The following is a 20,877-nucleotide window of genomic DNA, read 5'->3' on the forward strand; positions in this document are numbered from 1 at the left end:
AGATGTCCGTCTGATCCGAGGCCGAGGGGCTGGCGGTGCATGCATCGGATGGCGAACAGGTCGTTTGAGGCGTCCGCGCTGGCGAAGTGCGAGAGCGCGGGGCGAGCGATATGACACTCCGCAGGAAAACCCTATCCCGCCGCGATGATCTTGTTCGACTTGGTCCGGTTGCACCGCCAGCACAGGGTTTGGAGGTTCTCCGGTGCTGTCAGACCGCCCTTGGACACAGGCACGATGTGATCCACCTCAAGCAAAAGGTGCGGTTCCGTAGACAGAGAAATCGAGCAGTACTGGCAAGTGTGGTTGTCCCGGGTCTTGATCATGTTGCGCAGCTTCGTGGTCATGAGCGCGCGCTGGCCAGCCGCGCTCTTCCGCCACTTGATCTTCTGCGACATAGTTTCGATCAGCACGTCGATCGTCTGCCGGTCGAGAGTGACGGATGATCGCTGGCCGCTGTTTCCACCGGCACTGACATACTCGAAGGTATAGACGGGGTACGGCACGCTGATCGGCGACAACTCGACTCCGACGTGCTTCATGAACTCGTCAGAGTAGTGCTTGAGGATGAACTTCGGCGGGTTGACCATTTGTGTGATGCTGGCCTCCCGCTGCTGAAGATTCGCGACTGCATCCTCTAGACGGGTGATGCCCTCCCCGAGGCTCTCCACCTCGGCGAGGTCTTCCTCGTTGGCCCTGATGCCGAAGTACTTCATTAGGTACTTGATCGGGTCGACGCTGGCGTTGCGAACGACCTGCAGCGAGCAATTGTGAACGTTTGGAGCCTGATAAGTGGCCAGGTGGCGGTCACGCCGGTACTTGTGGCGGCTTGTGTTGTCGAACGTCGCCAGGTGCGCCTGCGCACCGGTTGATGAGCTGCCGAGCACGAAGGTTCCTTGGCTGCGGATCTCGGCGACGTAGCTAGCGATCTCGTTGTGCTCAGCGACCACCGAAGCGATCTGGGCCTTATATGCCAGAAACTCCTCGCCGGCAAAGTAGCGCTCCTTCAGGATGTACCGGATAAGCCGGTACAGGAGATAGCCAATTCCTGCGATGAGGGCGACCGGCCAAAGAGCCTGGATTGCGGCAATCACAATGCCGATGAGGAGCAGAATCCCAATCACTTGCCACATGTTCTTACCTCCGGTTCGACGGGAAGCACGAACACGCCCCCATGATGATGAAGTATGCCGGGCACGACGGACAGAAATCGCTCAACCCGCTCAGTGCCGAGAGAGTGCCACAACTATCCGCGAATCCGCGGGAACGTCTACGAACAGCTGCGAAGCAAGATAGCTGGTCGCAGCGCCTTGACGACCGGCGGCGAAATGCGAGCAGATGCTGATTCGCGGACTTAAAATCCGCCGAGTGTGGGTTCGAGTCCCACTTGGGGCACCCTGTCCCGTCCGCTGCTGCCCTGCGGTGTTGCGGGTCCCGTGCCCACCGAAGCCGGTGGGCGCGACCTGCGCGGTCAATCCCCGAATCTGGTCGGCGATCAGGCTGAATCAGTGTCGCCGGCACGCCGATTCGTCACGCGTACAGCGGAACCTCGGTGCCGGCCGGTGCACCTTGATAATGGTCGACGACCTTGTTCAGTTCGACCTGCAGGTAGAGCGAGTTGACTCCGAGCGCAAAGGTCAGCAGCCAGGCGAGGGTCGGCGAGCAGGTCGGGGGGAGGCCTGCAGCGCGCTGGGCTTCGCGGACTCGGACCCCGGCGTTGTGGTAGCTGATGAGCGGGCCGATGATCGTCCAACCCAGGAGCAACAGTACGAGCATCGGGCCGACGACCGGAATGTGGCGGCGACGGTCGAACTCGGCCATTTCCTTGTGGATCTTGTAGTACCAGACGAAGGTGTAGATCCCGAGTGTGATCAGTGGCAGTCCCAGCCATACGGCGAACGGATTGCGTCGTTTCATGGCGAGGCCGGTCGGCTGTTGGTTCACCGCGACGGCCGGTTGCGCCGCCGCCGCGTAGGCGGATATGGCCGGCATGGGCGTGGTCGCCGGTGGCGTGGACGGATTCGACTCGGACATGCTGATTCCTGCCTTCGAGCGAAGACGTGTTTCTTCGCGCGGCGGAGCGTAACCGCGAGACAAGACCTATCGGTCTGCAATGGCTGCGGAGTGGTCCGGATCACAGGTCCTGGGCGCCCGGCCGGCTGAGGAGTCGGGCTCCGATGCGCGGGCGCGGCAGTTATGGTTCACGCCCTACCTGCAGTGCCAGTGTCCGTACGCCCGAGGGTTCTGCCAGCGTCGGCACGGGGCGTCGTAGTTGGCGCCCGCTTGGTGGGTTGCGGTCACCGCGGGGCCCACGGTGGTGTGGACGGTGTCGGCGCTCGTGGGGGTCGCGGTGACTGCGAGGGGCAGCGTCGCGAACGTGGCCGTGGCGAGAACCTTTGCGAGAAAGCGTAATCCGCTGGTGGCGCCGCGGTTCGGGGCGTACTCCTGTGTCATCGGTCCGATCCTTCGTGGCCGTCGCGATGCGCTCGCCGCAGCGGAACGCAATCGGTCGAGCGTGCATCGCTGCTGTACCCCCATCGTAGGGGCCCAGCGGTGCTCCGAGCGATGTCAGCTGCGTACCCGGGACCGATGCCACTTCCCAAACGGGCCGCGAGCGGCACCCGTCATTGCTGCGACGCGATGACGGCGTCCTGCGCGGCCGGCGTGACCGCGTCGACGTACCCGGCGAAGTCGTCGTGCTTCTCGAGGAAACCGGCGACGAACGGGCAGATCGGCACGATGCGTTTGCCGTGGGACGTGGTGTCCTCGAGCGCCGCCCGGATCAGCGTGCTCGCCAGACCCCGACCCGCGAAGCGCTCGTCGATCTCGGTGTGGAAGAAGATGCGCTGCTCGCCGCTGTCCACGAACTCCGTGAAACCAGCCGTTTCGGTTCCGACGCGGATCTCGTAACGCCGGCTGTCGGCGTGGACCTCGGGTTGGGCATCCAGTTCGTCGCTCATGATCCCACTATGACGCGGGCGGTTCGCTCGCGCGAGTGTTCGGTGCCTCGGAGGGCTTGGTCAGCGTCCACGCGTGGGCGGGCGGGACGTTGGGCCAGACGGTTCGCCGACTTTGCCGGAATCGGCCGCGGAACTCCGCGAGCACCCGTGCGCTGTGCCGCCGCCGCCGACTGTGCCGGTCGCCGGCGAGGCGGTCGACGATCGAGGCGCCCAGGTAGGAGAAGTACGTCAGGGTGCCGCCCGGAACGAGGGCGTCGTCCAGCGCGTCGCAGATCGCCCGGGTCTCGCCGGCGGTGAAGTTCGCGAACGGTAGCCCCACGACGATCACGTCGTACTCCTCGCCGATCACGGCGTCGACCACGTCGGCTTCGCGGACGGTGATCCGTTCGCCGAGAGACCGGAAGCTCGGGTCGATGTCGACCCGCCTGCGCAGATACTCGGCGAGGCGAGGGTTTCTCTCGACGCACGTCAGGGTGTCCGTCGGCCCCATGCAGGTCGCCACGGCCCGAGTGAGCGAGCCCGTTCCGGAGCCCACCTCGAGAATCGACAAGGTGGGCCGCGCGGACCTGCGGACCGGTTCGGTGAGCGCGTTCGCGAGCGTCGAACCGCTGGGCGCGATCGCGCCGGTGGCCCGCAAGTCGCGCCCGGCCTCGGCGGCGAAGAGCACACGTCCGGTCAGTCGGGCGGACCGGGGCCGCTCGTCGAAAGTCGTCATGAATCGACTGTGTGCCAGGAATGGGCGCCGCCGCATCGGACGCTCGGCCACCACTACCCCCGACGAAAGTCGAAGTGTCCGCGAACGATCGGTGGAGGCCGAATACCCGATGCCGCCGCGGTACAGTCTCCGCGTGATCTCGGTTCTGGTGGTGGACGACGATCCGTTCGTCCGGCAGGGGCTGACCGAACTACTGGCCACCGACGACGACATCGCGGTGGTCGCTCACGCCGCCGACGGCGGTGAGGCGGTCCGGTCGGCAGCGTCGGAGCGGATCGACGTGGTGCTGATGGACGTGCGGATGCCCATCATGGACGGTATCGAGGCGGCGCGGCGGATGGCGATGCTGCCCCGGCGCCCGCGCATCCTCGTCCTGACCACCTTCGACCTGGATCGGTACGTGTATTCGGCACTGGCCGCGGGTGCGGACGGTTTCCTGCTCAAGGACACGCCGCCGGCGGAGATCATCAGGGCCGTTCACGTCGTCGCCGACGGCGGGTCGATGCTCCACCCGGGGGCCGCGCGGGCTCTCATCGACCGATTCCACCGGCAGACCTCCGACGCTGCGCGCGCGGCGGTCGAACGCATCGAGCGGTTGACGCCGCGGGAGAAGCAGGTGCTCGAGCGGGTGGGCGGGGGCGAGTCCAACGCGGACATCGCCCGCGCCCTCGCGATGCGGGAGAGCACGGTGAAGGCGCACGTCAGCCGCATCCTCGCTGCGCTGGAGGTGTCGAACCGCGTGCAGGCAGCGCTGGTGGTCCGCGATGCTCAGCTGCTCGCCGACCCGGATTGACCGTCCGGCCACGGCGAACTCGCGAACACACGCCACCCCCCGTCCGGCGTCGGGCCGTGTTCGAGGCTGCCGGACGCCAGTCCCACCCGTTCGCGCAGGCCCACGAGACCCGAACCCGAACCGGTCAGGCCCGACGGTGTCACCGGGCGCGGAGGGGGCCCGTTGACGACCTCGATCGTGAGACGGTCACCGGGGCGGCCGTGGATCTCGACCGTGGTCGGCGCGCCCGCGGCGTGCTTGTGAATGTTCGTCAGGGCCTCCTGCGTCACCCGGTAGGCGGCGAGTGCGAGCGCGGACGGAGCGGGAGCGCCCAGATCCACGGAGACGTTCTCCGCTATGGGGATCCCGGCCTCGCGGGACGCCGCGACGAGCGCCGGTAGATCCACCAGACGCGGCTGCGGTGGATCCGGGTGATCGCCGTCGGGCGAGTCTCGGAGCACCCCCAGCACACTGCGCAGGTCGGTGAGCGCGGCGCGGGCGGTGTCCGCGATCAGCTCGGCGGAGCGATGGACGCGGTCGACGTCCGGCGCCGCGGTCATCTGGAGCGCGCCGGCGTGGAGAGCGATGAGCGAGACCTTGTGCGCGACGACGTCGTGCATCTCGCGCGCGATCCGGCCGCGCTCCGCCAACCGCGCCTGAGCGGCGCGCACCTCCCGCTCGGCTTCCGCGTGCCGCACCCGCTCGTGCAGTCCGTCCAGGTGCTGTCGGCGCAGTCCGATGTAGGCGCCGAGCACGACGTAGGTGACCACCGTGAAGATCGATGACGCCAGGTAGCCCACGTAGCTGCCGGTGTCCGCCCGGAGGAAGCCGGACGTGGCGTTCGTCAGGACGCCGATCGCGGCGACGATCCACAGCCACCGGTCGTGTCGGCGAACCGCCAGCGTGCAGATCCCGAGCATCATCATGACGTTCGACCCGGTCAGGGCGCACACCCCGACCCCGACGCCGGTGACGGAGATCGGATAGCGGCGTCGCCACATCAGGGTCGTCGCCGCGGCGGCGGACGACGCCGTCGCCCAGACCGCGGTGGTCGACGTGGACCCCGTCTGAACGAAGCGCACGATCAGGAGCGTGATGGTCGCGACCGTCAGCACGACGTCGCGGACGCGGGGCAGGTGCGGTTCGAGCCTCCGCCGGTACCGATCGAGGGCATTCACGCGCTGCAGGATAGCGACGGTGGACAGCGAAGCGAGCCACCGCGAGGCGCCGGCACCCCCGCGGCGCCGACGGGCTCACGGCGCGGACGTGTTCATCAGGTAGGCCATCGCGTAGGACGACCACGGTCGCCACCGGTCTCGATCCAGTCCGACGCCGTGCTGCTTCGCGGCACGGCGAAGAGCAAGGTCGATCGGGGCCAACGTGTCCGGGTCTCGAAGTAGGCGCATGGTGACGTAGTCGGCCGTCGATGGGCCCACACCAGGCAGCTCGAGCAACATCGCGCGGCACTCCGTCGCTGTGAGTCCGCCGTGGAGGTGAATCTTGCCAGTGCACATCTGGTCTGCGGCATGGCGGATGGCGTCGATCCTTCGGGCGGGACCGGTCAGAACCAGGTGCGCGCTTTCGGCGATACTCTCGGAGTCCGGGAACATCACCGCGACTCGACTTCCGACCGCGCGATTTCCCATCGAACGCCCGAGGCCCTCAACCAGTTTCGCAGTGCGTGCCCTGGCTGCGCTCACCGATACTTGCTGACCGATCAGGGACCGAATCAACAACTCTTGGGCATCGACACATCCTGGTGTCCGTGTGCCGGGGTTCGATCCCACCAGAGGTGCCAGATTCGGGTCGGCGCCGAGCGCGCGGTCGATGGCGACGGGATCGGAGTCGAGATCGAGCAGATGGCGCAGGCGCGAGACGGCGGTCGCTGCATCCCGGGCCTGGTCGAGCGCCAACCTTGTTCGGATGTAGCCTGCAGCGGCCGTCGAGAAGTCGACGGTCGCGGTGCCAGTGCCGTGAGGGAGTTTCAGGGTGCGCGTGAACTGTGTTCCGTCGCAGTGCTCGAGCCCGGGAACAGCGTGGCGATGAAGGAACTCGAGCATCGCCCCGGCCGCGTACGGAGTGCGTACGGGAAGCCGAAGGTTGATTTCGCCGGGAATCTGCGCTTCGCTCGTGTGGGTGCGAAGCTCCGATGGACTCCGCGAGTACACAGCTCGGATAGTCGAGTTGAACTGCCGGACGGATGTGAAGCCGGCGGCGAATGCCACATCCGACAGGGGAAGGTCCGTCGACTGGATGAGCATTCGTGCAGTGTCGGCGCGGTGGGCTCTCGCAAGTGCCAACGGACCGGCACCGAGCTCGTTGGTCAGCACTCTGGTCAGATGGCGGGTGCTGTATCCGAGTTGGTGCGCGAGACCCGTTACGCCGGACCGATCGACCAGACCGTCGGCAATCAGCCGCATCGCACGCGCGGCCAGTGTCGAATCGAGATTCCAGCGCGGCGAGCCGGGAGTCGCGTCGGGCAGGCATCTGCGACACGCCCTGCAACCTGCTTGCTGGGCGGACGCGGCCGTCGTATGGAAGGAAACATTCTCGCGTTTGGGTGTCTGCGCTGGGCACGACGGCCTGCAGTAGATGCCTGTGGTGGAGACCGCGGTATAGAACTGGCCGTCGAACCGCGCGTCGCGGCTGGCGATCGCTCGGTAGCATCGCTCGAAATTGAGGGGTCGGGCGTTCGGACCCTCGGGGGCCACGGTATTGGTCACGGCCTGTCCAGGTTAGCCGCTTTCGGTACTGCAGCATGACCGGTTTCACCGTTGCCGCCCGAGCGCATGGACGCCGTGAGCGCCCCGGCAATGGCAATAGCGGCACCGCAGATCGCGACGCAGGCTTCCCATCCGACATTGGCGACCGCCACCGCTCCGAATCCTGTTCCCACGCTCCCGCCGATGAAATACACGAGCATGTAGGCGCCGTTGAACTGTGCCGGCGCCGTCGGGTTGATCGCCAAGATCGTGGATTGATTGGCTACCTGTGCCGCGAACAGGCCGGCGTCGAACAGGGCGAGAGCGGAAAGTGTTGCAGCAGTGCTCGACAACCCGAATGCGAGGACCACGCACGACGCACCTGCGGTGGCCAAGCCGACGACGACCACCGGCCGAGGTCCGACTCGGTCGGTCCACCTGCCCGCGATCCGGGTCGCGGCAATTCCCGAAACGCCGGCAAGGCCGTACAACCCGATTTGTTCGGCCGACAGCGAGAAGGGTGGTTCCGACAAGGCGACTGCGATCCCGGACCATACGGCGCAGAACGCGAAGAACCACAGAGCGCCGCGCGCTGCGCCGCCCCGCAGGACGTCGTTGCGACGGAGCAAGGTGGGAGTCGACACGAGCGCCGCCAGATAGCCCTGAGCGACGCTTCCCTTGGAGTCCGGCAGCATGCGCAGACACGCTGCAGCGGCGAGCGCGCACGCCGCCGCGACCGTGAGAAGCATGGCCCGCCAACCCGCGAGGTCGGTCAGCCACCCGCCGAGGATTCGTCCCGCGAGGATTCCGGCCGAGATTCCGGCAGTGACGATTCCCAGACTCGTCGAACGGCGCGACTCCGGGGCCAACCGTCCCACCACTGAGCTCATGCCCGCACCGACCGAAGAGCATGCCCCCGTGAGGAGCATCGCGAGGCCGATCAACCACACCGCGCCGCTGACAGCGGTCACCACAAGAGCCGCAGTGAGGGCAGAGAACTGCAGTGCAAGAACGATTCTCGGTGAGAACCTGTCGACGAGAGGAACGAGCAGAGCGAGACCGATCATGTATCCCACCGGTCCGCATGCGAGCGCAACACCCAGGGCTGCGACGGGCACCCCGAGCGTGCTCGACACTTCCGCCACAGCTGGTTGGAGTGGATAGATCGTCGCCGTTCCGAGCGCCGCAGCAACCGACATGAAGGTCACCGCTGCGCTACCGATGGTGTTGTCCTCGTGTGTGGAAGCACATCTGATCACACGTCGACGGTAGGAAACGTCGCCCGACGTGCGCTGGCGGAAATCGGCCATCCTCGTCGGAAGCTGCGCGATCGTGTCGGGCACCGAGGGCGGGCACCTGTGGCCGGCGTCCACCTACCCCACACCGACGCGCCGCGGGAATATCCGTGGGGTCGGCGGTGTTGGTGGCATATAGTTGAAACTTGAAATACATCGGAGGTAGGGCATGCAGTTCGGAATCTTCACCGTCGGCGACGTGACCATGGACCCCACGACCGGGCGGACCCCGACCGAGGCCGAGCGCATCAAGGCGATGGTCGCGATCGCGGAGAAGGCCGAGGAAGTGGGCCTGGACGTGTTCGCCACCGGTGAGCACCACAACCCGCCGTTCGTCCCGTCGTCGCCGACGACGATGCTGGGCTACGTCGCCGCGCGCACCGAGCGCATCCAGCTCTCGACGTCGACCACGCTCATCACCACCAACGACCCGGTGAAGATCGCCGAGGACTTCGCGATGCTCCAGCACCTCGCGGACGGGCGCGTGGACCTCATGCTCGGCCGCGGCAACACCGGTCCGGTGTACCCGTGGTTCGGCAAGGACATTCGCGAGGGCATCCCGCTCGCGATCGAGAACTATGCACTGCTGCACAAGCTGTGGCGGGAGGACGTCGTGAACTGGCAGGGTCGGTTCCGGACCCCGCTCCAGTCGTTCACCTCGACGCCGCGGCCACTCGACGACGTCCCGCCGTTCGTCTGGCACGGCTCGATCCGCAGCCCGGAGATCGCCGAGCAGGCCGCGTACTACGGCGACGGCTTCTTCGCGAACAACATCTTCTGGCCGAAGGAGCACTTCATCCAGCTGATCAACCTCTACCGCCGGCGCTACGAGCACTACGGTCACGGCGCGGCGGACCAGGCGATCGTCGGACTCGGTGGTCAGGTGTTCATGCGCAAGAACTCGCAGGACGCCGTCCGGGAGTTCCGTCCCTACTTCGACAACGCCCCGGTCTACGGTCACGGCCCGTCGCTCGAGGAGTTCACCGAGCAGACTCCGCTCACCGTCGGCAGCCCGCAGGAGGTCATCGACAAGACCCTCACGTTCCGCGAAAGCTTCGGTGATTACCAGCGTCAGTTGTTCCTGATGGATCACGCGGGCCTGCCGTTGAAGACCGTCCTCGAGCAGTTGGACCTGCTGGGTGCGGAGGTCGTGCCGGTGCTGCGTCGCGAGATGGACGCGATGCGCCCCGCGCATGTCCCCGAGGCGCCCACGCACGCGAGCCTGCTGGCCGGCAAGAAGGCGGAGGTGCGGTCGTGACCGACTCGGTGCCGTTCGAGGAACTGCTCGCCCGTAACGGGTGGTAGCGGATCTCGCCCCGGTGTACCTGACTCGTGAGTAATATTTCCGCAACTGACGTCGTCGATCGATACGGGGGAGCGGATCGTGCGGGAATCGGACTGGTGGACACGGGTGAATGTCGCGCTGCGCAATGCGTGGGGCCTGACACTCGGTGACGGTGTCGCGACGGCGGAGCGGACACCGTCGGAGCCGATCCACCTGGAACTGCATCGCGATCTGTATCGCTACGGCCCGGCCGGCGGTGGCCGCCCCGTCCTGCTCGTCCCGCCGCTCGCAGTGCCGAGGCACTGCTACGACCTGCGGCCCGGCCAGAGCCTCGCGGCGCACCTGCTGGACACGGGCCGCACTCCGTACGTCGTCGACTACGGGACGATGAGCTACGCCGACCGCGGCCTCGGCTTCGAGGAGTGGATCGACGACATCGTCCCGGGCGCGCTGCGGCGGGTGAGCGAACTGCACGACGGCGCCGACGTCGACGTCGTCGGATGGAGTCTCGGTGGGACGCTCTCGCTGCTCACCGCGGCCGCACACCCGGATCTACCGATCGCGTCGATCACTGCACTCGGCACTCCGATCGACTACTCGAGAATCCCCCTGATGGCGGCCGCTCGCGGCGTCGGCCGCGTCACCGGGCACCGCCCGGTGACCGAGCTGACCCGGCTGATGGGCGGGCTACCCGCCCCGCTCGTCCAAGTCGGTTACCGGGCCACCGCCCCGCAGCGGGAGCTGCTCAAGCCGTGGTTCGTCGCCCGCAATCTGCACGACACCGAGACCCTCGCCCGGATGGAGGCGATCGACCGGTTCATGGCCGAGATGCCCGGCTACCCGGCGCGGCTGTTCTACCAGATGGCGGAGGAAATGGTGCTCGGCAACGGCCTCTTCGAAGGACGGATTACGCTGGGCGGCACGACAATCAAACTTGCCGAGGTGTGCGTTCCGGTGCTCGCGGTCGGCGGCACGGGCGACGTCATCGCGACCGCCGACTCGGTGGGTGCAATCGTCGACGTCCTGCCCGGGTCGCCGTCGGTGCGGTTCGAGACGGCGCCGGGGAGCCACCTGGGGCTACTCGCAGGACCCGGCGCGAAGGACACCACGTGGCGGCACATCGACGCGTTCCTCGGCGAGCTCGCGGCCGCCTGAGCCTCCGGGGACGAGCGGCGCCAGTGTGGTTCTCTCGGTCGGCCTGAGCGCCCACTTCCGGTCGGTTTTCGCGGATACCCGCGCGTGGCGGTGAGGAATGGGCGGCCAGGCCGATGGCCGCACCCATCCGGGCGTCGAGGACACTTGACGTCATGCTCTCCGTCGAAGACCTGTTCAGCCGGATGCGGCGCTTTCCCGACGTCGAGGCGCCCAACCTGTTCGCCGTCGACGCGGCCGACCGGCTGATCCTCGACGAGGCCGCCGGCGCCCTCGCTGCCGCGCCGGACGGCTCGGTGACGGTGATCGGGGACCACTACGGTGCGCTCACGCTCGGCGCGGTGGCGCGGTTCGGCGCGAACGACGTTCGCGTGCACCAGGATCCGATTACCGGTGAACGGGCGCTGGGGAACAACGCCGAGACTGTCGGACTGTCGGGCAGCTTCCGCCCGTGCGCACTGGGGGAGGATCTGCTCGCCGGTGCCCGCGTCGTGCTGCTGCAGTTGCCGCGCAGCCTCGACGAACTCGACGAGATCGCCGACACGATCGCCCGGTACGCCGCCCCCGACGTCGTCGTGTTCGCGGGCGGCCGGAACAAACACATCACCCCGGCGATGAACGACGTCCTGCGGCGGTCCTTCGCGAACGTCCGGGCGACGCTGGGCCGGCAGAAGTCGCGGGTGCTGATCGCCGACACGCCCCGGCCGCCTGCCGCGTCGTCACGGTTCCCCGTGACCGAGCACCTCGCCGAACTCGGACTGGACGTCGTCGCACACGGCGCCGTCTTCGCCGGGCCGAAGCTCGATATCGGGACGAGGTTCCTGCTCGAGTTCCTGCCACGGATGCGCGACGCCGGCACCGCCGTCGACCTAGGGTGCGGCACGGGCATCCTGGCCGTGAGCCTCGCGAAGGCCCGCCCCACCGTCACCGTGATCGCGAGCGACCAGTCCGCGGCCGCCGTCGCCTCCGCCGCGGCGACCGCCCTCGCCAACAGGGTCGACGACCGGGTGCAGACGCTGCGCGACGACGCCGTCGCATCGCTGCCCGACGCCGGCGTGGACCTGGTGCTGTGCAACCCGCCGTTCCACGTCGGGGCGGCCGTACACACCGGGGGTGCCGGCAAGATGTTCGACGCCGCCGGCCGGGTCCTGCGACCGGGCGGGGAACTGTGGACCGTCTACAACTCCCACCTCGGCTACAAGGGCGCGCTCGAGCGGTCCGTCGGGCCCACCGAGGTGGTCGGCCGCAGCACGAAGTTCACCGTCACGCGGTCCGTCCGCGCGGCATAGCGCAGCGTCTACTGGACCGGCCCGCCGCCGGCCGCGTCGCCGTCGACCTGGCCGCGGTGCAGCCCGACGTCCTCGACGATGACCCCGTCGACGATCTCGGCACCCTGGAGTTCGTCGTCGTCTTCGCGTTCCTCACCGAACGGCGGCAGGTCCGGCTCCTCCTCGGCGAGGCGCTGGTCGAGGCTCTCACCCTGCTCTGCCTCGCGCAGGGTGGTGCCGAACCGGTCGGCCTCGCTCCACTCGTCGGGAGCGTCGACCACGTCGTCGCCGTCCTCGTTGCGAACCTCGTCAGAATCGAGGCTCTCGCTGACATTCAGTGTCTCGTCGGATCCGTCTTCGATTCCCATGTCGCCATTGTCTGCCGGATCGCGATTTCCTGCTGGATTGTCGCGGCAGGCGATACCGTTTGGTCGGATCCTCGTATAGCGATCGCAGCGGTGCGCCCGGTACAGTCCGAAATGTCCAACTCTGCGCGTGGTCGGGAACTTTCCCCACGACGCCGGACGTTTCACGGACAACGACGCCGGGCGAGACCGGCCGACTCGGGCCCCACCGGGCACGACAGACGACCACGAGAAGGGATGTGCACGGTGCGCACCACCAGCAACCCGGTGTTCAAGAACCTGCCCAAGCAAGAGGGTGGGGGCTACGCCACATTCGGATCTGCGCAGGCAGGTGCCGCGCAGGTTGCACAGGAATACGGATACGGCCAGCAGTACCCGGCGCCCGAGCAGTACCAGACGCCGCAGCGGGCCATGACGATCGACGACGTCGTCACCAAGACCGCCATCACGCTGGGCGTGCTGACGATCTCGGCGATCATCTCGTACTTCCTGGTCGACGGTAACCCCAGCCTCGCGGCGCCGTTCGTCATCGTCGGCGGCCTCATCGGCTTCGTCCTCGTGATGGTCGCGTCGTTCGGCCGCAAGATGGACAACCCGGCGATCGTGCTCGCCTACGCGGCATGTGAGGGTGTGTTCCTCGGCGCGTTCTCGTTCATGTTCACGAGTGTCCTGGTGAGTGACGTCCCTGCATCGATGTTGATCGGTCAGGCCGTCCTCGGTACGTTCGGCGTGTTCTTCGGCATGCTCGTCGTCTACAAGACCGGCGCCATCCGCGTCACCCCGCGCCTGACCCGCATGATCATCGGCGGCCTCATCGGTGTGATGGTCCTGATGATCGGCAACCTGATCGCCAGCTTCTTCACCAGCGGCGGCTTCGGCCTGCGTGACGGCGGCACCGTCGCGATCATCTTCAGCCTCGTGTGCATCGCGCTCGCCGCGTTCAGCTTCCTGCTGGACTTCGACGCAGCCGACGAGATGATCCGCGCCCAGGCGCCGGAGAAGGCTGCATGGGGCGTCGCCCTGGGCCTGACCGTCACCCTGGTCTGGCTGTACGTCGAGATCCTGCGTCTGCTGAGCTACTTCAACAACGACTAGTCTCACCACGCCTCACGAACGGGCGGTTTTCTGACGGGCCACTCGGCCGACGGTCAGAAAACCGCCCGTTCGTCGTTGTGGATAACTCGTCTTCGGGGCCCGGACGTCGTACCCCGGTCGGTCATGCTGCCCGCATGGGGGATTACGACGAAGGCGTCGAGCTGACGCCGCGTCGGCGGGCCCACGCCGCCGCTCTGTTCAGCGGCCCGGACGCGATCCTGACGGGGTTCTCGGCGGCAGCGCTGCACGGGACCAAGTGGATCGGTGCGCACGAGCCGGCCGAGGTGATTCGCTCGGGTCACTGGCGGGCCCCGCCGGGAATGCTGGTCCACAATTGCCGGATCGAGCCGGACGAGTTTCGCGCAGTTCGGCGGATGCGGGTCGCAACGCCCGCCCGCGCTGCCTTCGATCTCGGTCGTCGACTGCCTCGGGTGCCGGCGATCGTGGCCATCGATGCGCTCTGCAACGCGACGGATCTGAAGCCTGCGGAGGTATCGCTTCTGGCGGACCGATATGCCGGTGCGCGTGGGGTGGCGCGGCTGCGGTCGGTTCTTCGCGACGTCGACGCCGGCGCGGAGTCTCCACCGGAAACGCATACGACGCTGACGCTCGTGGATGCAGGACTGCCGCGCCCGGAGACCCAGATCCGCATCAGGGACTCGTACGGCCGGGTGTTTGCGCGCTCCGACCTGGGTTGGCGGGAGTGGCTCGTGCTCGTCGAGTACGACGGAGCCGATCACTGGACCCGGGTGCAGCGGGCCCGAGACATCGAGCGGCTCGCCCGACTCGACGCACTCGGATGGACTGTCGTCCGGGTCGGGGCGGAGCTGCTCTACGACCGTCCGGGGGTCCTCGTCGACCGCGTTCGCGAGAAGCTCCGAGCCGCGGGAGCCGCCGTCTGACGACGAACGGGCGGTTTCCGACGGGCCTCTCGGCCGACCTTCGGAAAACCGCCCGTTCGCGGACGCTCGGGGATCAGGAGAGGCGCTCGAGCACCATCGCCATGCCCTGGCCGCCGCCGACACACATGGTCTCGACGCCGAACTGCTTGTCGTGCGTCTGCAGGTTGTTGAGCAGCGTCGCGGTGATGCGGGCGCCGGTCATGCCGAACGGGTGGCCGACGGCGATGGAGCCACCGGAGACGTTCAGCTTGTCCTCGTCGATGTTCAGCTCGCGAGCCGAGCCCAGAACCTGCACCGCGAAGGCCTCGTTGATCTCGAACAGGTCGATGTCGCTGACCGACTTGCCGGCGAGCGCGAGGGCCTTCTTGGTGGCCTCGATCGGGCCCAGGCCCATGATCTCGGGGGACAGGCCGGAGACGCCGGTCGAGACGACGCGGGCCAGCGGGGTCAGGCCCAGCTCCTTAGCCTTGGTGTCGCTCATGATGACGAGCGCGGCAGCACCGTCGTTCAGCGGGCAGCAGTTGCCGGCGTTGATGGTGCCGTCGGGACGGAAGACCGGCTTGAGCTGGCTCACGGCCTCGTAGGTGACGCCGGCGCGCGGGCCGTCGTCGGTGGAGACGACGGTGCCGTCGGCCAGGGTGACCGGGGTGATCTCACGCTCGAAGAAGCCGGCCTTGATGGCCTCCTCCGCGCGGTTCTGCGAGCGGACGCCCCAGCGGTCCTGCTCCTCGCGGGTGATGCCGGTGATCTGCGCGACGTTCTCGGCGGTCTGGCCCATCGCGATGTACGCGTCGGGGACGATGCCGTTCTCGCGCGGGTCGCTCCACTGCACGCCACCCTGGGCGGCGACGGCCGTGCGCTCCATGGCCTCGGCGAAGAACGGGTTCTTGGTGTCCGGCAGCGAGTCCGAGTTGCCGGCGGCGAAGCTCGACACCGACTCGACACCGGCGGAGATGAACACGTCGCCCTCGCCGGCCTTGATCGCGTGCAGCGCCATCCGAGTGGTCTGCAACGACGACGAGCAGTAACGGGTGATCGTGGTGCCGGGCAGGGTGTCGTAGCCCAGCTTGATCGCGACGATGCGACCCATGTTGAAGCCGGCCTTGCCGCCCGGCAGGCCGCAGCCCAGCATCAGGTCGTCGATCTCGGTGGGATCGAGCTCGGGAACCTTGGCGATCGCGGCGGCGATCATCTGTGCGGCCAGATCGTCCGGACGCATGCTTGCCAGCGAGCCCTTGACGGCGCGGCCGATCGGTGAGCGGGCAACGGAGACAATGACTGCCTCGGGCATGGGAACTCCTTCTCGAATTGGTCTCTTCGACCATGAACTTACGTTGCCGCGTCGGTATCTCCACGCGGCCGCCTCCCGTCGGCGGCCGGAAGATCGACTCGAGGCAGGTTTCACGACCGCGAACGGTCCACGACCAGGGGGAATGCGCGCGATACTGGAACGTGTTCCGTGCCGTGGAATGACGACCCCCCGTCCCACTCAGCGAGAGCCTCTTCCGGGGCGCGTGGTGCGCCCGAGCGAGAGGGCCGCGATCGCATCGTGCGGATCCGGTGGGCGTGTCCGATTCCGATCTGGAAGCATGGGGTCATGCGCATCGCGGATCATGTCGTCGACCTCATCGGCAACACCCCCCTGGTCAAGCTGTCCTCCGTGGTCGGAGCGGGCTCCGGGCTGGTGGCGGCCAAGGTCGAGTACCTCAATCCGGGCGGCAGCTCCAAGGACCGCATCGCGGTCAAGATGATCGACGCCGCCGAGGCGTCCGGCGAGCTGAAGCCGGGCGGCACCATCGTCGAACCCACGTCCGGCAACACCGGCGTCGGCCTGGCCCTGGTCGCGCAGAAGCGCGGCTACAAGTGTGTGTTCGTCTGCCCCGACAAGGTCAGCGAGGACAAGCGCAACGTGCTGCGTGCGTACGGCGCCGAGGTCGTGGTGTGCCCCACCGCGGTCGCCCCCGAGCATCCGGACAGCTACTACAACGTCTCCGACCGTCTGGTGAAGGAGATCCCCGGCGCCTGGAAGCCCAACCAGTACGCCAACCCGGGCGGACCGGACAGCCACTACGAGACCACCGGTCCGGAGATCTGGCGTGACACCGACGGCAAGGTGACGCACTTCGTCGCCGGTGTCGGCACGGGCGGCACCATCACCGGCACGGGCCGCTACCTCAAGGAGATCTCGGGCGGCAAGGTCAAGGTCATCGGTGCCGACCCCGAGGGCTCGGTGTACTCGGGCGGCACCGGCCGGCCGTACCTGGTCGAGGGCGTCGGCGAGGACTTCTGGCCCAGCGCGTACGACCCCACCGTGCCGGACGAGATCATCGCCGTCTCCGACGCCGACTCGTTCGAGATGACGCGCCGCCTCGCCCGCGAGGAGGGCCTGCTGGTCGGCGGCTCGTGCGGCATGGCCGTCGTCGCGGCGCTCAAGGTCGCCGAGCGCGACCCGGACGCCGTCGTCGTCGTGCTGCTGCCCGACGGCGGTCGCGGCTACCTGTCGAAGATCTTCAACGACGAGTGGATGGCGTCGTACGGCTTCCTGCGCACCCCCCTCGACGGGGACACCACCGAGCCGACGGTCGGCGACGTACTGCGCGGCAAGTCCGGTGAGCTGCCGGATCTGGTACACACGCATCCGGGCGAGACGCTGCGCGACGCGATCGAGATCCTGCGCGAGTACGGCGTCTCCCAGATGCCCGTTGTCGGTGCCGAGCCGCCGGTCATGGCCGGCGAGGTCGCGGGCAGCGTGTCTGAGCGTGACCTGTTGAGCGCGGTGTTCGAGGGCCGTGCCGCCCTCGCCGATCCGGTCGAGAAGCACATGAGCCAGCCCTTCCCGCTCATCGGTGCGCACGAACCGGTGTCGGCGGCGACCAAGGCCCTCGGCGACACCGACGCCCTGATGGTCGTCGACGACGGCAAGCCCGTCGGTGTCATCACCCGACACGATCTGCTCGGGTTCCTCAGCGCCGGAGCCTGAGCCCGAAACCTTCGGTTACTGACGAATTCCCGGTGGACACCCGCCGGGAATTCGTCGTTTCGGGCCTCGGATAGGCTCTGCGCCATGCAGTGGGGGAGAAACATGGGGGCTGTCGCATGTCTTGCGGCAGTAGTGATGTCGGGTTCGGCGTGCAGTGGCACGGTCGAGGGGACGGCGACGGCGGCCGACGGAGGGATGGTCTCGGCGCAACCGCCGTCACAGCCGTCGCCCCGATCCTCCCCAGTGCCGACGGGAGCGTCCCGTACGGCCGAGGGTGCGGCGGTGGAACTTCCCACGTGCGCCGAGGTCGAGAAGGCGATCGCCCGATACGCGAGCGGCTACACGATGACGGTCCTGTCGGAGGACGCCGGGACGATCTGCTCGTTCATGGGTAAGGGGGAGTTCACGGTCAGCGTCGAACCGACGGACGTGACCGCCGAGGCGGTCGACAAGCTCCGCCCGGCCATCGCCCGCTCGAGCATCTACGTTCCCAGCAAGGACGCCGAGGCGATCGGTGGCTACATCACGACGTTCGACGGTGTCGGCACCACCTACAACTCGCCGCGCGCCAATCTCTTCCTCTTTCCCCGCGGCGGCGCCACGTTCTCGAAGGAGGACTCCGCGGCGCTGCTGGTCGCGGTGCGGTCGGCGATGGTGAACTGACCGGTGGCCCGGCCCGGTCGCTAGGCTGAACGCCATGAGCGAGCAGGGATTCACGACAGGGTTCTCTACCAGGGCCATCCACGCCGGATACGAGCCGGACCCGCAGACCGGTGCCGTCAACGTGCCGATCTACGCCAGTTCGACGTTCGCCCAGGACGGTGTCGGCGGCATGCGCGGCGGGTTCGAGTACGCACGCACCGGCAACCCCACCCGTCGTCCGCTGGAGGCGAACCTCGCCGCGCTCGAATCGGGCACGTTCGGGCGGGCATTCGGGTCGGGCATGGCGGCGACGGACTGCGTGTTGCGGTCGGTGCTGCGTCCCGGTGACCACCTGGTGATCCCGAACGACGCGTACGGCGGCACGTTCCGGCTCATCGACAAGGTGTTCACGCAGTGGGGGATCGAATACACCCCGGCGGCGGTGTCCGACGTCGACGCGGTCCGCGCCGCGATCCGGCCCGACACCAAGCTGGTGTGGGTCGAGACCCCGACCAACCCGCTGCTCAACATCGGTGACATCGCCGCGATCTCCGAGGTGGCACACGCCGCGGGCGCGAAGTTGGTGGTGGACAACACCTTTGCCTCGCCGTACCTGCAGCAGCCGCTGACGTTGGGTGCCGACATCGCGCTGCACTCGACGACGAAGTACATCGGCGGCCACTCCGACGTCGTCGGCGGCGCGCTCGTGACGAACGACGCGGAACTCGACGCCAAGTTCGCATTCCTGCAGAACGGTGCCGGCGCGGTGCCCGGCCCGTTCGACGCGTTCCTGACGATGCGCGGCATCAAGACGCTCGCGCTGCGCATGGAGCGGCACAGCGACAACGCCGAGAAGGTCGTCGACCTCCTCGCGGGCCACTCGGCGATCTCCCAGGTCATCTACCCGGGCCTGGATTCGCACCCGGGGCACGCGGTGGCCGCCAAGCAGATGCGTCGCTTCGGCGGCATGGTCTCGGTGCGGTTGAAGGGCGGCAAGCAGGCCGCACTCGACTTCTGCTCGCGCACACAGATCTTCACGCTCGCCGAGTCGCTCGGTGGCGTCGAGTCGCTCATCGAGCATCCGGGTGCGATGACGCACGCGTCGACCGCGGGCTCCGCCCTCGAGGTTCCGGAGGATCTGGTGCGTTTGTCCGTCGGCATCGAGGATGCTGCCGACCTGCTCGCCGACATCGAGCAGGCCCTCGGCTGACAGGTCGTTGAACAGCCGTTTTGCACGCTTGCCGTCGTCGCGGGTGAACGCCCGGCGACGGCAGGCGTGCGAAAGGCTGAGGTTTTCCTGAATCTCGCACGCGCCCGTCAGTTTGCCCGTTACGGTGAGTCCTCGGAACACGGACGACCCCAGGAGCGGTGTATGTCATGGGAGCCCGCAGCCGTCATCGTGGCTGTCACAGCAGTAACAGGTGTCGCGTTCCCGGCGGTAGCGAATGCAACACCCGACCCGGCTCCCGAACCGCCGCCAGCGACCACCGCCCCGCAGCCCGCGCCGCAGTTGGTGGAGCCCGTGAACAGCATCGTCGCGCTGCTGCCGCCGGAGATGCGGCAGCAGGCGGCGTCGGATCTAGTGAAGGCCATCCCGGTACTGCAGGCGCCGGCCGCCCCGCCGGCGCAGCCGTCGACGGCGGAGGCTCCCGGACAGCCGCCCACCACCGAACCGGCCCCGCTGTCGCCCGCCGCGGCCCCGCCCGCGGCGCCCCCGACCGAGACGCGAGTGCCCGTGCCGGTCACGGCCCCCGCGATCACGCTTCCGGGGATCGGGTCCGTCGCCCTGCCGCCGTTGCCCGCCGTGCTTCCCCCGAATGCCACACTGGGGCAGGTCGGTTCGATCGCGGTGTTCGCGCCGTGGCTGCGCAAGGCCGGTGAGATCTGCGACGGTGTCAAGGCCCCCACACTCGCGGCGCTGTTCTCGGTCGAGAACGACTTCCGGTACGGCCCCAGCGCGCCCGTCTCGCTGGCGGGCGGGCGCGGCCCGGCCAAGTTCATGCCCAGCGAGTGGGCCAAGTACGGCAAGGACGCCGACGGCGACGGCACCGCCGACATTCTCGGTGTCGCCGACTCCGTCATGGCCGCCGGACACATGTTGTGCGACAACTACGCTCAGATGGACGCCTGGAAGCAGGAGGGCCTGGTCCAGGGTGACACCCTCGACCTGGCGCTCGCGGCCTTCAACGCCGGCACCCGAGCCATCCGCAAGGCCGGCGGCATCCCGACCGGTGTCGACGACGCCGCCGACCAGAGCGGCCCGTACGTGCAGAAGATCCGCGGGTCGGAGGGCCAGTTCGAGCAGCTGCTGTCACCGTTCACGAACGTCAACTTCGACATCAACCTCCCGACAACGGGGATCGGCGGTGCCGCGGTCCAGCTCGCGATGCGGTACCTCGGCCTGCCCTACGTGTGGGGTGGCGGCAACATCAGCGGGCCATCGATGGGCGGCTTCGACTGCTCGGGTTTGACGTCGTACGCGATGTTCGCGGCCAGCGGCGGCCGGGTGGCGCTGCCGCGCACGTCGGAGACGCAGTGGGGGGTCGGCACCGAGATTCCGATGGCCGCGGCGCAGCCGGGCGACCTCGTCTTCGGCAACTGGCAGGCGGGCGGCCCCGGTCACGTCGGCATCTACATGGGCAACGGGCTCATGGTCCACGCCCCGCAGACCGGCGATGTCGTCAAGATCGGTCCGGTCTTCGCGGACATGAAGGCGCGCCGGGTGCTCTGACGGCGCGAGGCGAAAG

The 20,877-nt window shown here is 68.0% G+C and carries 20 protein-coding genes and 1 pseudogene; 10 read left to right on the forward strand and 11 right to left on the reverse strand.

Features of this window, described 5'->3' with window-relative positions; all coding sequences use genetic code 11:
- Positions 1-131 precede the first annotated feature (131 nt).
- The 5 genes from ABTV10_RS06735 to ABTV10_RS06755 form a co-directional block, all read right to left on the reverse strand.
- Entirely contained in the window at positions 132-1,130 is a 999-nt protein-coding gene (locus ABTV10_RS06735; RefSeq protein WP_499033414.1) for an HNH endonuclease, read from the reverse strand.
- Positions 1,131-1,527: 397 nt separating this feature from the next.
- Positions 1,528-2,031: a DUF4234 domain-containing protein gene (locus ABTV10_RS06740; RefSeq protein WP_499033416.1), complete on the reverse strand. Its 504-nt coding sequence runs from the start codon at positions 2,029-2,031 to the stop codon at positions 1,528-1,530.
- A gap of 174 nt (positions 2,032-2,205) precedes the next feature.
- Positions 2,206-2,451, reverse strand: coding sequence for a hypothetical protein (locus tag ABTV10_RS06745; RefSeq protein WP_499033419.1), 246 nt, complete (start codon positions 2,449-2,451; stop codon positions 2,206-2,208).
- A gap of 170 nt (positions 2,452-2,621) precedes the next feature.
- Entirely contained in the window at positions 2,622-2,957 is a 336-nt protein-coding gene (locus ABTV10_RS06750) for a GNAT family N-acetyltransferase (RefSeq protein ID WP_433610965.1), read from the reverse strand.
- A gap of 7 nt (positions 2,958-2,964) precedes the next feature.
- Positions 2,965-3,672, reverse strand: coding sequence for a class I SAM-dependent methyltransferase (locus ABTV10_RS06755; RefSeq protein WP_499033422.1), 708 nt, complete (start codon positions 3,670-3,672; stop codon positions 2,965-2,967).
- Between the two features lie 133 nt (positions 3,673-3,805).
- Between ABTV10_RS06755 and ABTV10_RS06760 the strand changes: the two genes are divergently transcribed.
- A complete protein-coding gene (locus ABTV10_RS06760) occupies positions 3,806-4,465 on the forward strand; it encodes a response regulator (RefSeq protein ID WP_499033424.1) in 660 nt (219 codons plus the stop codon).
- Here the strand turns inward: ABTV10_RS06760 and ABTV10_RS06765 are convergent.
- From ABTV10_RS06765 to ABTV10_RS06780, 4 genes and pseudogenes are all read right to left on the reverse strand, one after another.
- A complete protein-coding gene (locus ABTV10_RS06765; RefSeq protein ID WP_499033426.1) occupies positions 4,441-5,622 on the reverse strand; it encodes a sensor histidine kinase in 1,182 nt (393 codons plus the stop codon). The two genes, ABTV10_RS06760 and ABTV10_RS06765, sit on opposite strands and share 25 nt — an antisense overlap.
- Positions 5,623-5,697: 75 nt before the next feature.
- Entirely contained in the window at positions 5,698-6,864 is a 1,167-nt protein-coding gene (locus ABTV10_RS06770; protein WP_499035149.1) for a DNA-3-methyladenine glycosylase 2, read from the reverse strand.
- Positions 6,865-6,930: 66 nt separating this feature from the next.
- Positions 6,931-7,167 (reverse strand): annotated as a pseudogene (locus tag ABTV10_RS06775) (Ada metal-binding domain-containing protein); the annotation flags it as partial.
- The gene (locus tag ABTV10_RS06780) at positions 7,164-8,405 is read right to left on the reverse strand and encodes an MFS transporter (RefSeq protein ID WP_499033428.1); all 1,242 of its coding nucleotides are present in this window, start codon (positions 8,403-8,405) and stop codon (positions 7,164-7,166) included. The gene ABTV10_RS06780 and the pseudogene ABTV10_RS06775, both read right to left, overlap by 4 nt.
- Before the next feature lie 205 nt (positions 8,406-8,610).
- Here ABTV10_RS06780 and ABTV10_RS06785 point away from each other — a divergent pair, with 205 nt between their 5' ends.
- The 3 genes from ABTV10_RS06785 (at position 8,611) to ABTV10_RS06795 (ending at position 12,167) form a co-directional block, all read left to right on the forward strand.
- Positions 8,611-9,699 carry an LLM class flavin-dependent oxidoreductase gene (locus ABTV10_RS06785; protein ID WP_499033430.1) on the forward strand — a complete coding sequence of 363 codons (1,089 nt, stop codon included), beginning with the start codon at positions 8,611-8,613 and terminating at the stop codon, positions 9,697-9,699.
- A 126-nt stretch (positions 9,700-9,825) separates the two neighbouring features.
- Entirely contained in the window at positions 9,826-10,881 is a 1,056-nt protein-coding gene (locus ABTV10_RS06790) for an alpha/beta fold hydrolase (RefSeq protein ID WP_499033431.1), read from the forward strand.
- 152 nt (positions 10,882-11,033) lie between these two features.
- Positions 11,034-12,167: a class I SAM-dependent methyltransferase gene (locus tag ABTV10_RS06795; protein WP_499033432.1), complete on the forward strand. Its 1,134-nt coding sequence runs from the start codon at positions 11,034-11,036 to the stop codon at positions 12,165-12,167.
- Positions 12,168-12,175: 8 nt separating this feature from the next.
- Here ABTV10_RS06795 and ABTV10_RS06800 read toward each other — a convergent pair whose 3' ends face one another.
- Positions 12,176-12,514, reverse strand: a complete 339-nt coding sequence (locus ABTV10_RS06800) for a hypothetical protein (protein WP_433610977.1) — start codon at positions 12,512-12,514, stop codon at positions 12,176-12,178.
- 243 nt (positions 12,515-12,757) lie between these two features.
- Between ABTV10_RS06800 and ABTV10_RS06805 the strand changes: the two genes are divergently transcribed.
- Both ABTV10_RS06805 and ABTV10_RS06810 read left to right on the forward strand, forming a co-directional pair.
- The gene (locus tag ABTV10_RS06805; protein ID WP_499033435.1) at positions 12,758-13,606 is read left to right on the forward strand and encodes a Bax inhibitor-1/YccA family protein; all 849 of its coding nucleotides are present in this window, start codon (positions 12,758-12,760) and stop codon (positions 13,604-13,606) included.
- A gap of 134 nt (positions 13,607-13,740) precedes the next feature.
- Positions 13,741-14,508, forward strand: a complete 768-nt coding sequence (locus ABTV10_RS06810; protein ID WP_499033437.1) for a DUF559 domain-containing protein — start codon at positions 13,741-13,743, stop codon at positions 14,506-14,508.
- A gap of 73 nt (positions 14,509-14,581) precedes the next feature.
- On the opposite strand, the gene ABTV10_RS06815 is transcribed toward ABTV10_RS06810, so the two are convergent.
- On the reverse strand, positions 14,582-15,799 hold the full coding sequence (locus tag ABTV10_RS06815; protein ID WP_433610981.1) for an acetyl-CoA C-acetyltransferase: 1,218 nt from the start codon (positions 15,797-15,799) through the stop codon (positions 14,582-14,584).
- Positions 15,800-16,105: 306 nt separating this feature from the next.
- Here ABTV10_RS06815 and ABTV10_RS06820 point away from each other — a divergent pair, with 306 nt between their 5' ends.
- The 4 genes from ABTV10_RS06820 to ABTV10_RS06835 all read left to right on the forward strand — a co-directional run bounded on the left by ABTV10_RS06820 (position 16,106) and on the right by ABTV10_RS06835 (position 20,861).
- Entirely contained in the window at positions 16,106-17,488 is a 1,383-nt protein-coding gene (locus ABTV10_RS06820; RefSeq protein WP_499033439.1) for a cystathionine beta-synthase, read from the forward strand.
- A gap of 282 nt (positions 17,489-17,770) precedes the next feature.
- Positions 17,771-18,151 (forward strand): hypothetical protein, encoded by a 381-nt coding sequence (locus ABTV10_RS06825; protein ID WP_499033441.1) that lies wholly within the window; start codon positions 17,771-17,773, stop codon positions 18,149-18,151.
- Between the two features lie 34 nt (positions 18,152-18,185).
- Complete coding sequence (locus ABTV10_RS06830; protein WP_499033442.1) at positions 18,186-19,340, forward strand: cystathionine gamma-synthase; 1,155 nt, start codon at positions 18,186-18,188, stop codon at positions 19,338-19,340.
- 312 nt (positions 19,341-19,652) lie between these two features.
- On the forward strand, positions 19,653-20,861 hold the full coding sequence (locus ABTV10_RS06835; protein WP_499033444.1) for a C40 family peptidase: 1,209 nt from the start codon (positions 19,653-19,655) through the stop codon (positions 20,859-20,861).
- Positions 20,862-20,877: the final 16 nt, after the last annotated feature.

The organism is Paraburkholderia sp. RHO2, assembly GCF_050955445.1.
Lineage (GTDB): Bacteria > Actinomycetota > Actinomycetes > Mycobacteriales > Mycobacteriaceae > Prescottella > Prescottella agglutinans_A.

Excerpts from the sequence above, each read along its gene's own strand:
- ABTV10_RS06800 (WP_433610977.1), bottom strand. The coding sequence starts at position 12,514 with ATGGGAATCGAAGACGGATCCGACGAGACACTGAATGTCAGCGAGAGC.
- ABTV10_RS06785 (WP_499033430.1), top strand. The coding sequence starts at position 8,611 with ATGCAGTTCGGAATCTTCACCGTCGGCGACGTGACCATGGACCCCACG.
- ABTV10_RS06820 (WP_499033439.1), top strand. The coding sequence starts at position 16,106 with ATGCGCATCGCGGATCATGTCGTCGACCTCATCGGCAACACCCCCCTG.
- ABTV10_RS06735 (WP_499033414.1), bottom strand. The coding sequence starts at position 1,130 with ATGTGGCAAGTGATTGGGATTCTGCTCCTCATCGGCATTGTGATTGCC.
- ABTV10_RS06810 (WP_499033437.1), top strand. The coding sequence starts at position 13,741 with ATGGGGGATTACGACGAAGGCGTCGAGCTGACGCCGCGTCGGCGGGCC.
- ABTV10_RS06815 (WP_433610981.1), bottom strand. The coding sequence starts at position 15,799 with ATGCCCGAGGCAGTCATTGTCTCCGTTGCCCGCTCACCGATCGGCCGC.
- ABTV10_RS06830 (WP_499033442.1), top strand. The coding sequence starts at position 18,186 with ATGAGCGAGCAGGGATTCACGACAGGGTTCTCTACCAGGGCCATCCAC.
- ABTV10_RS06755 (WP_499033422.1), bottom strand. The coding sequence starts at position 3,672 with ATGACGACTTTCGACGAGCGGCCCCGGTCCGCCCGACTGACCGGACGT.
- ABTV10_RS06795 (WP_499033432.1), top strand. The coding sequence starts at position 11,034 with ATGCTCTCCGTCGAAGACCTGTTCAGCCGGATGCGGCGCTTTCCCGAC.
- ABTV10_RS06745 (WP_499033419.1), bottom strand. The coding sequence starts at position 2,451 with ATGACACAGGAGTACGCCCCGAACCGCGGCGCCACCAGCGGATTACGC.
- ABTV10_RS06740 (WP_499033416.1), bottom strand. The coding sequence starts at position 2,031 with ATGTCCGAGTCGAATCCGTCCACGCCACCGGCGACCACGCCCATGCCG.
- ABTV10_RS06770 (WP_499035149.1), bottom strand. The coding sequence starts at position 6,864 with ATGCGGCTGATTGCCGACGGTCTGGTCGATCGGTCCGGCGTAACGGGT.
- ABTV10_RS06750 (WP_433610965.1), bottom strand. The coding sequence starts at position 2,957 with ATGAGCGACGAACTGGATGCCCAACCCGAGGTCCACGCCGACAGCCGG.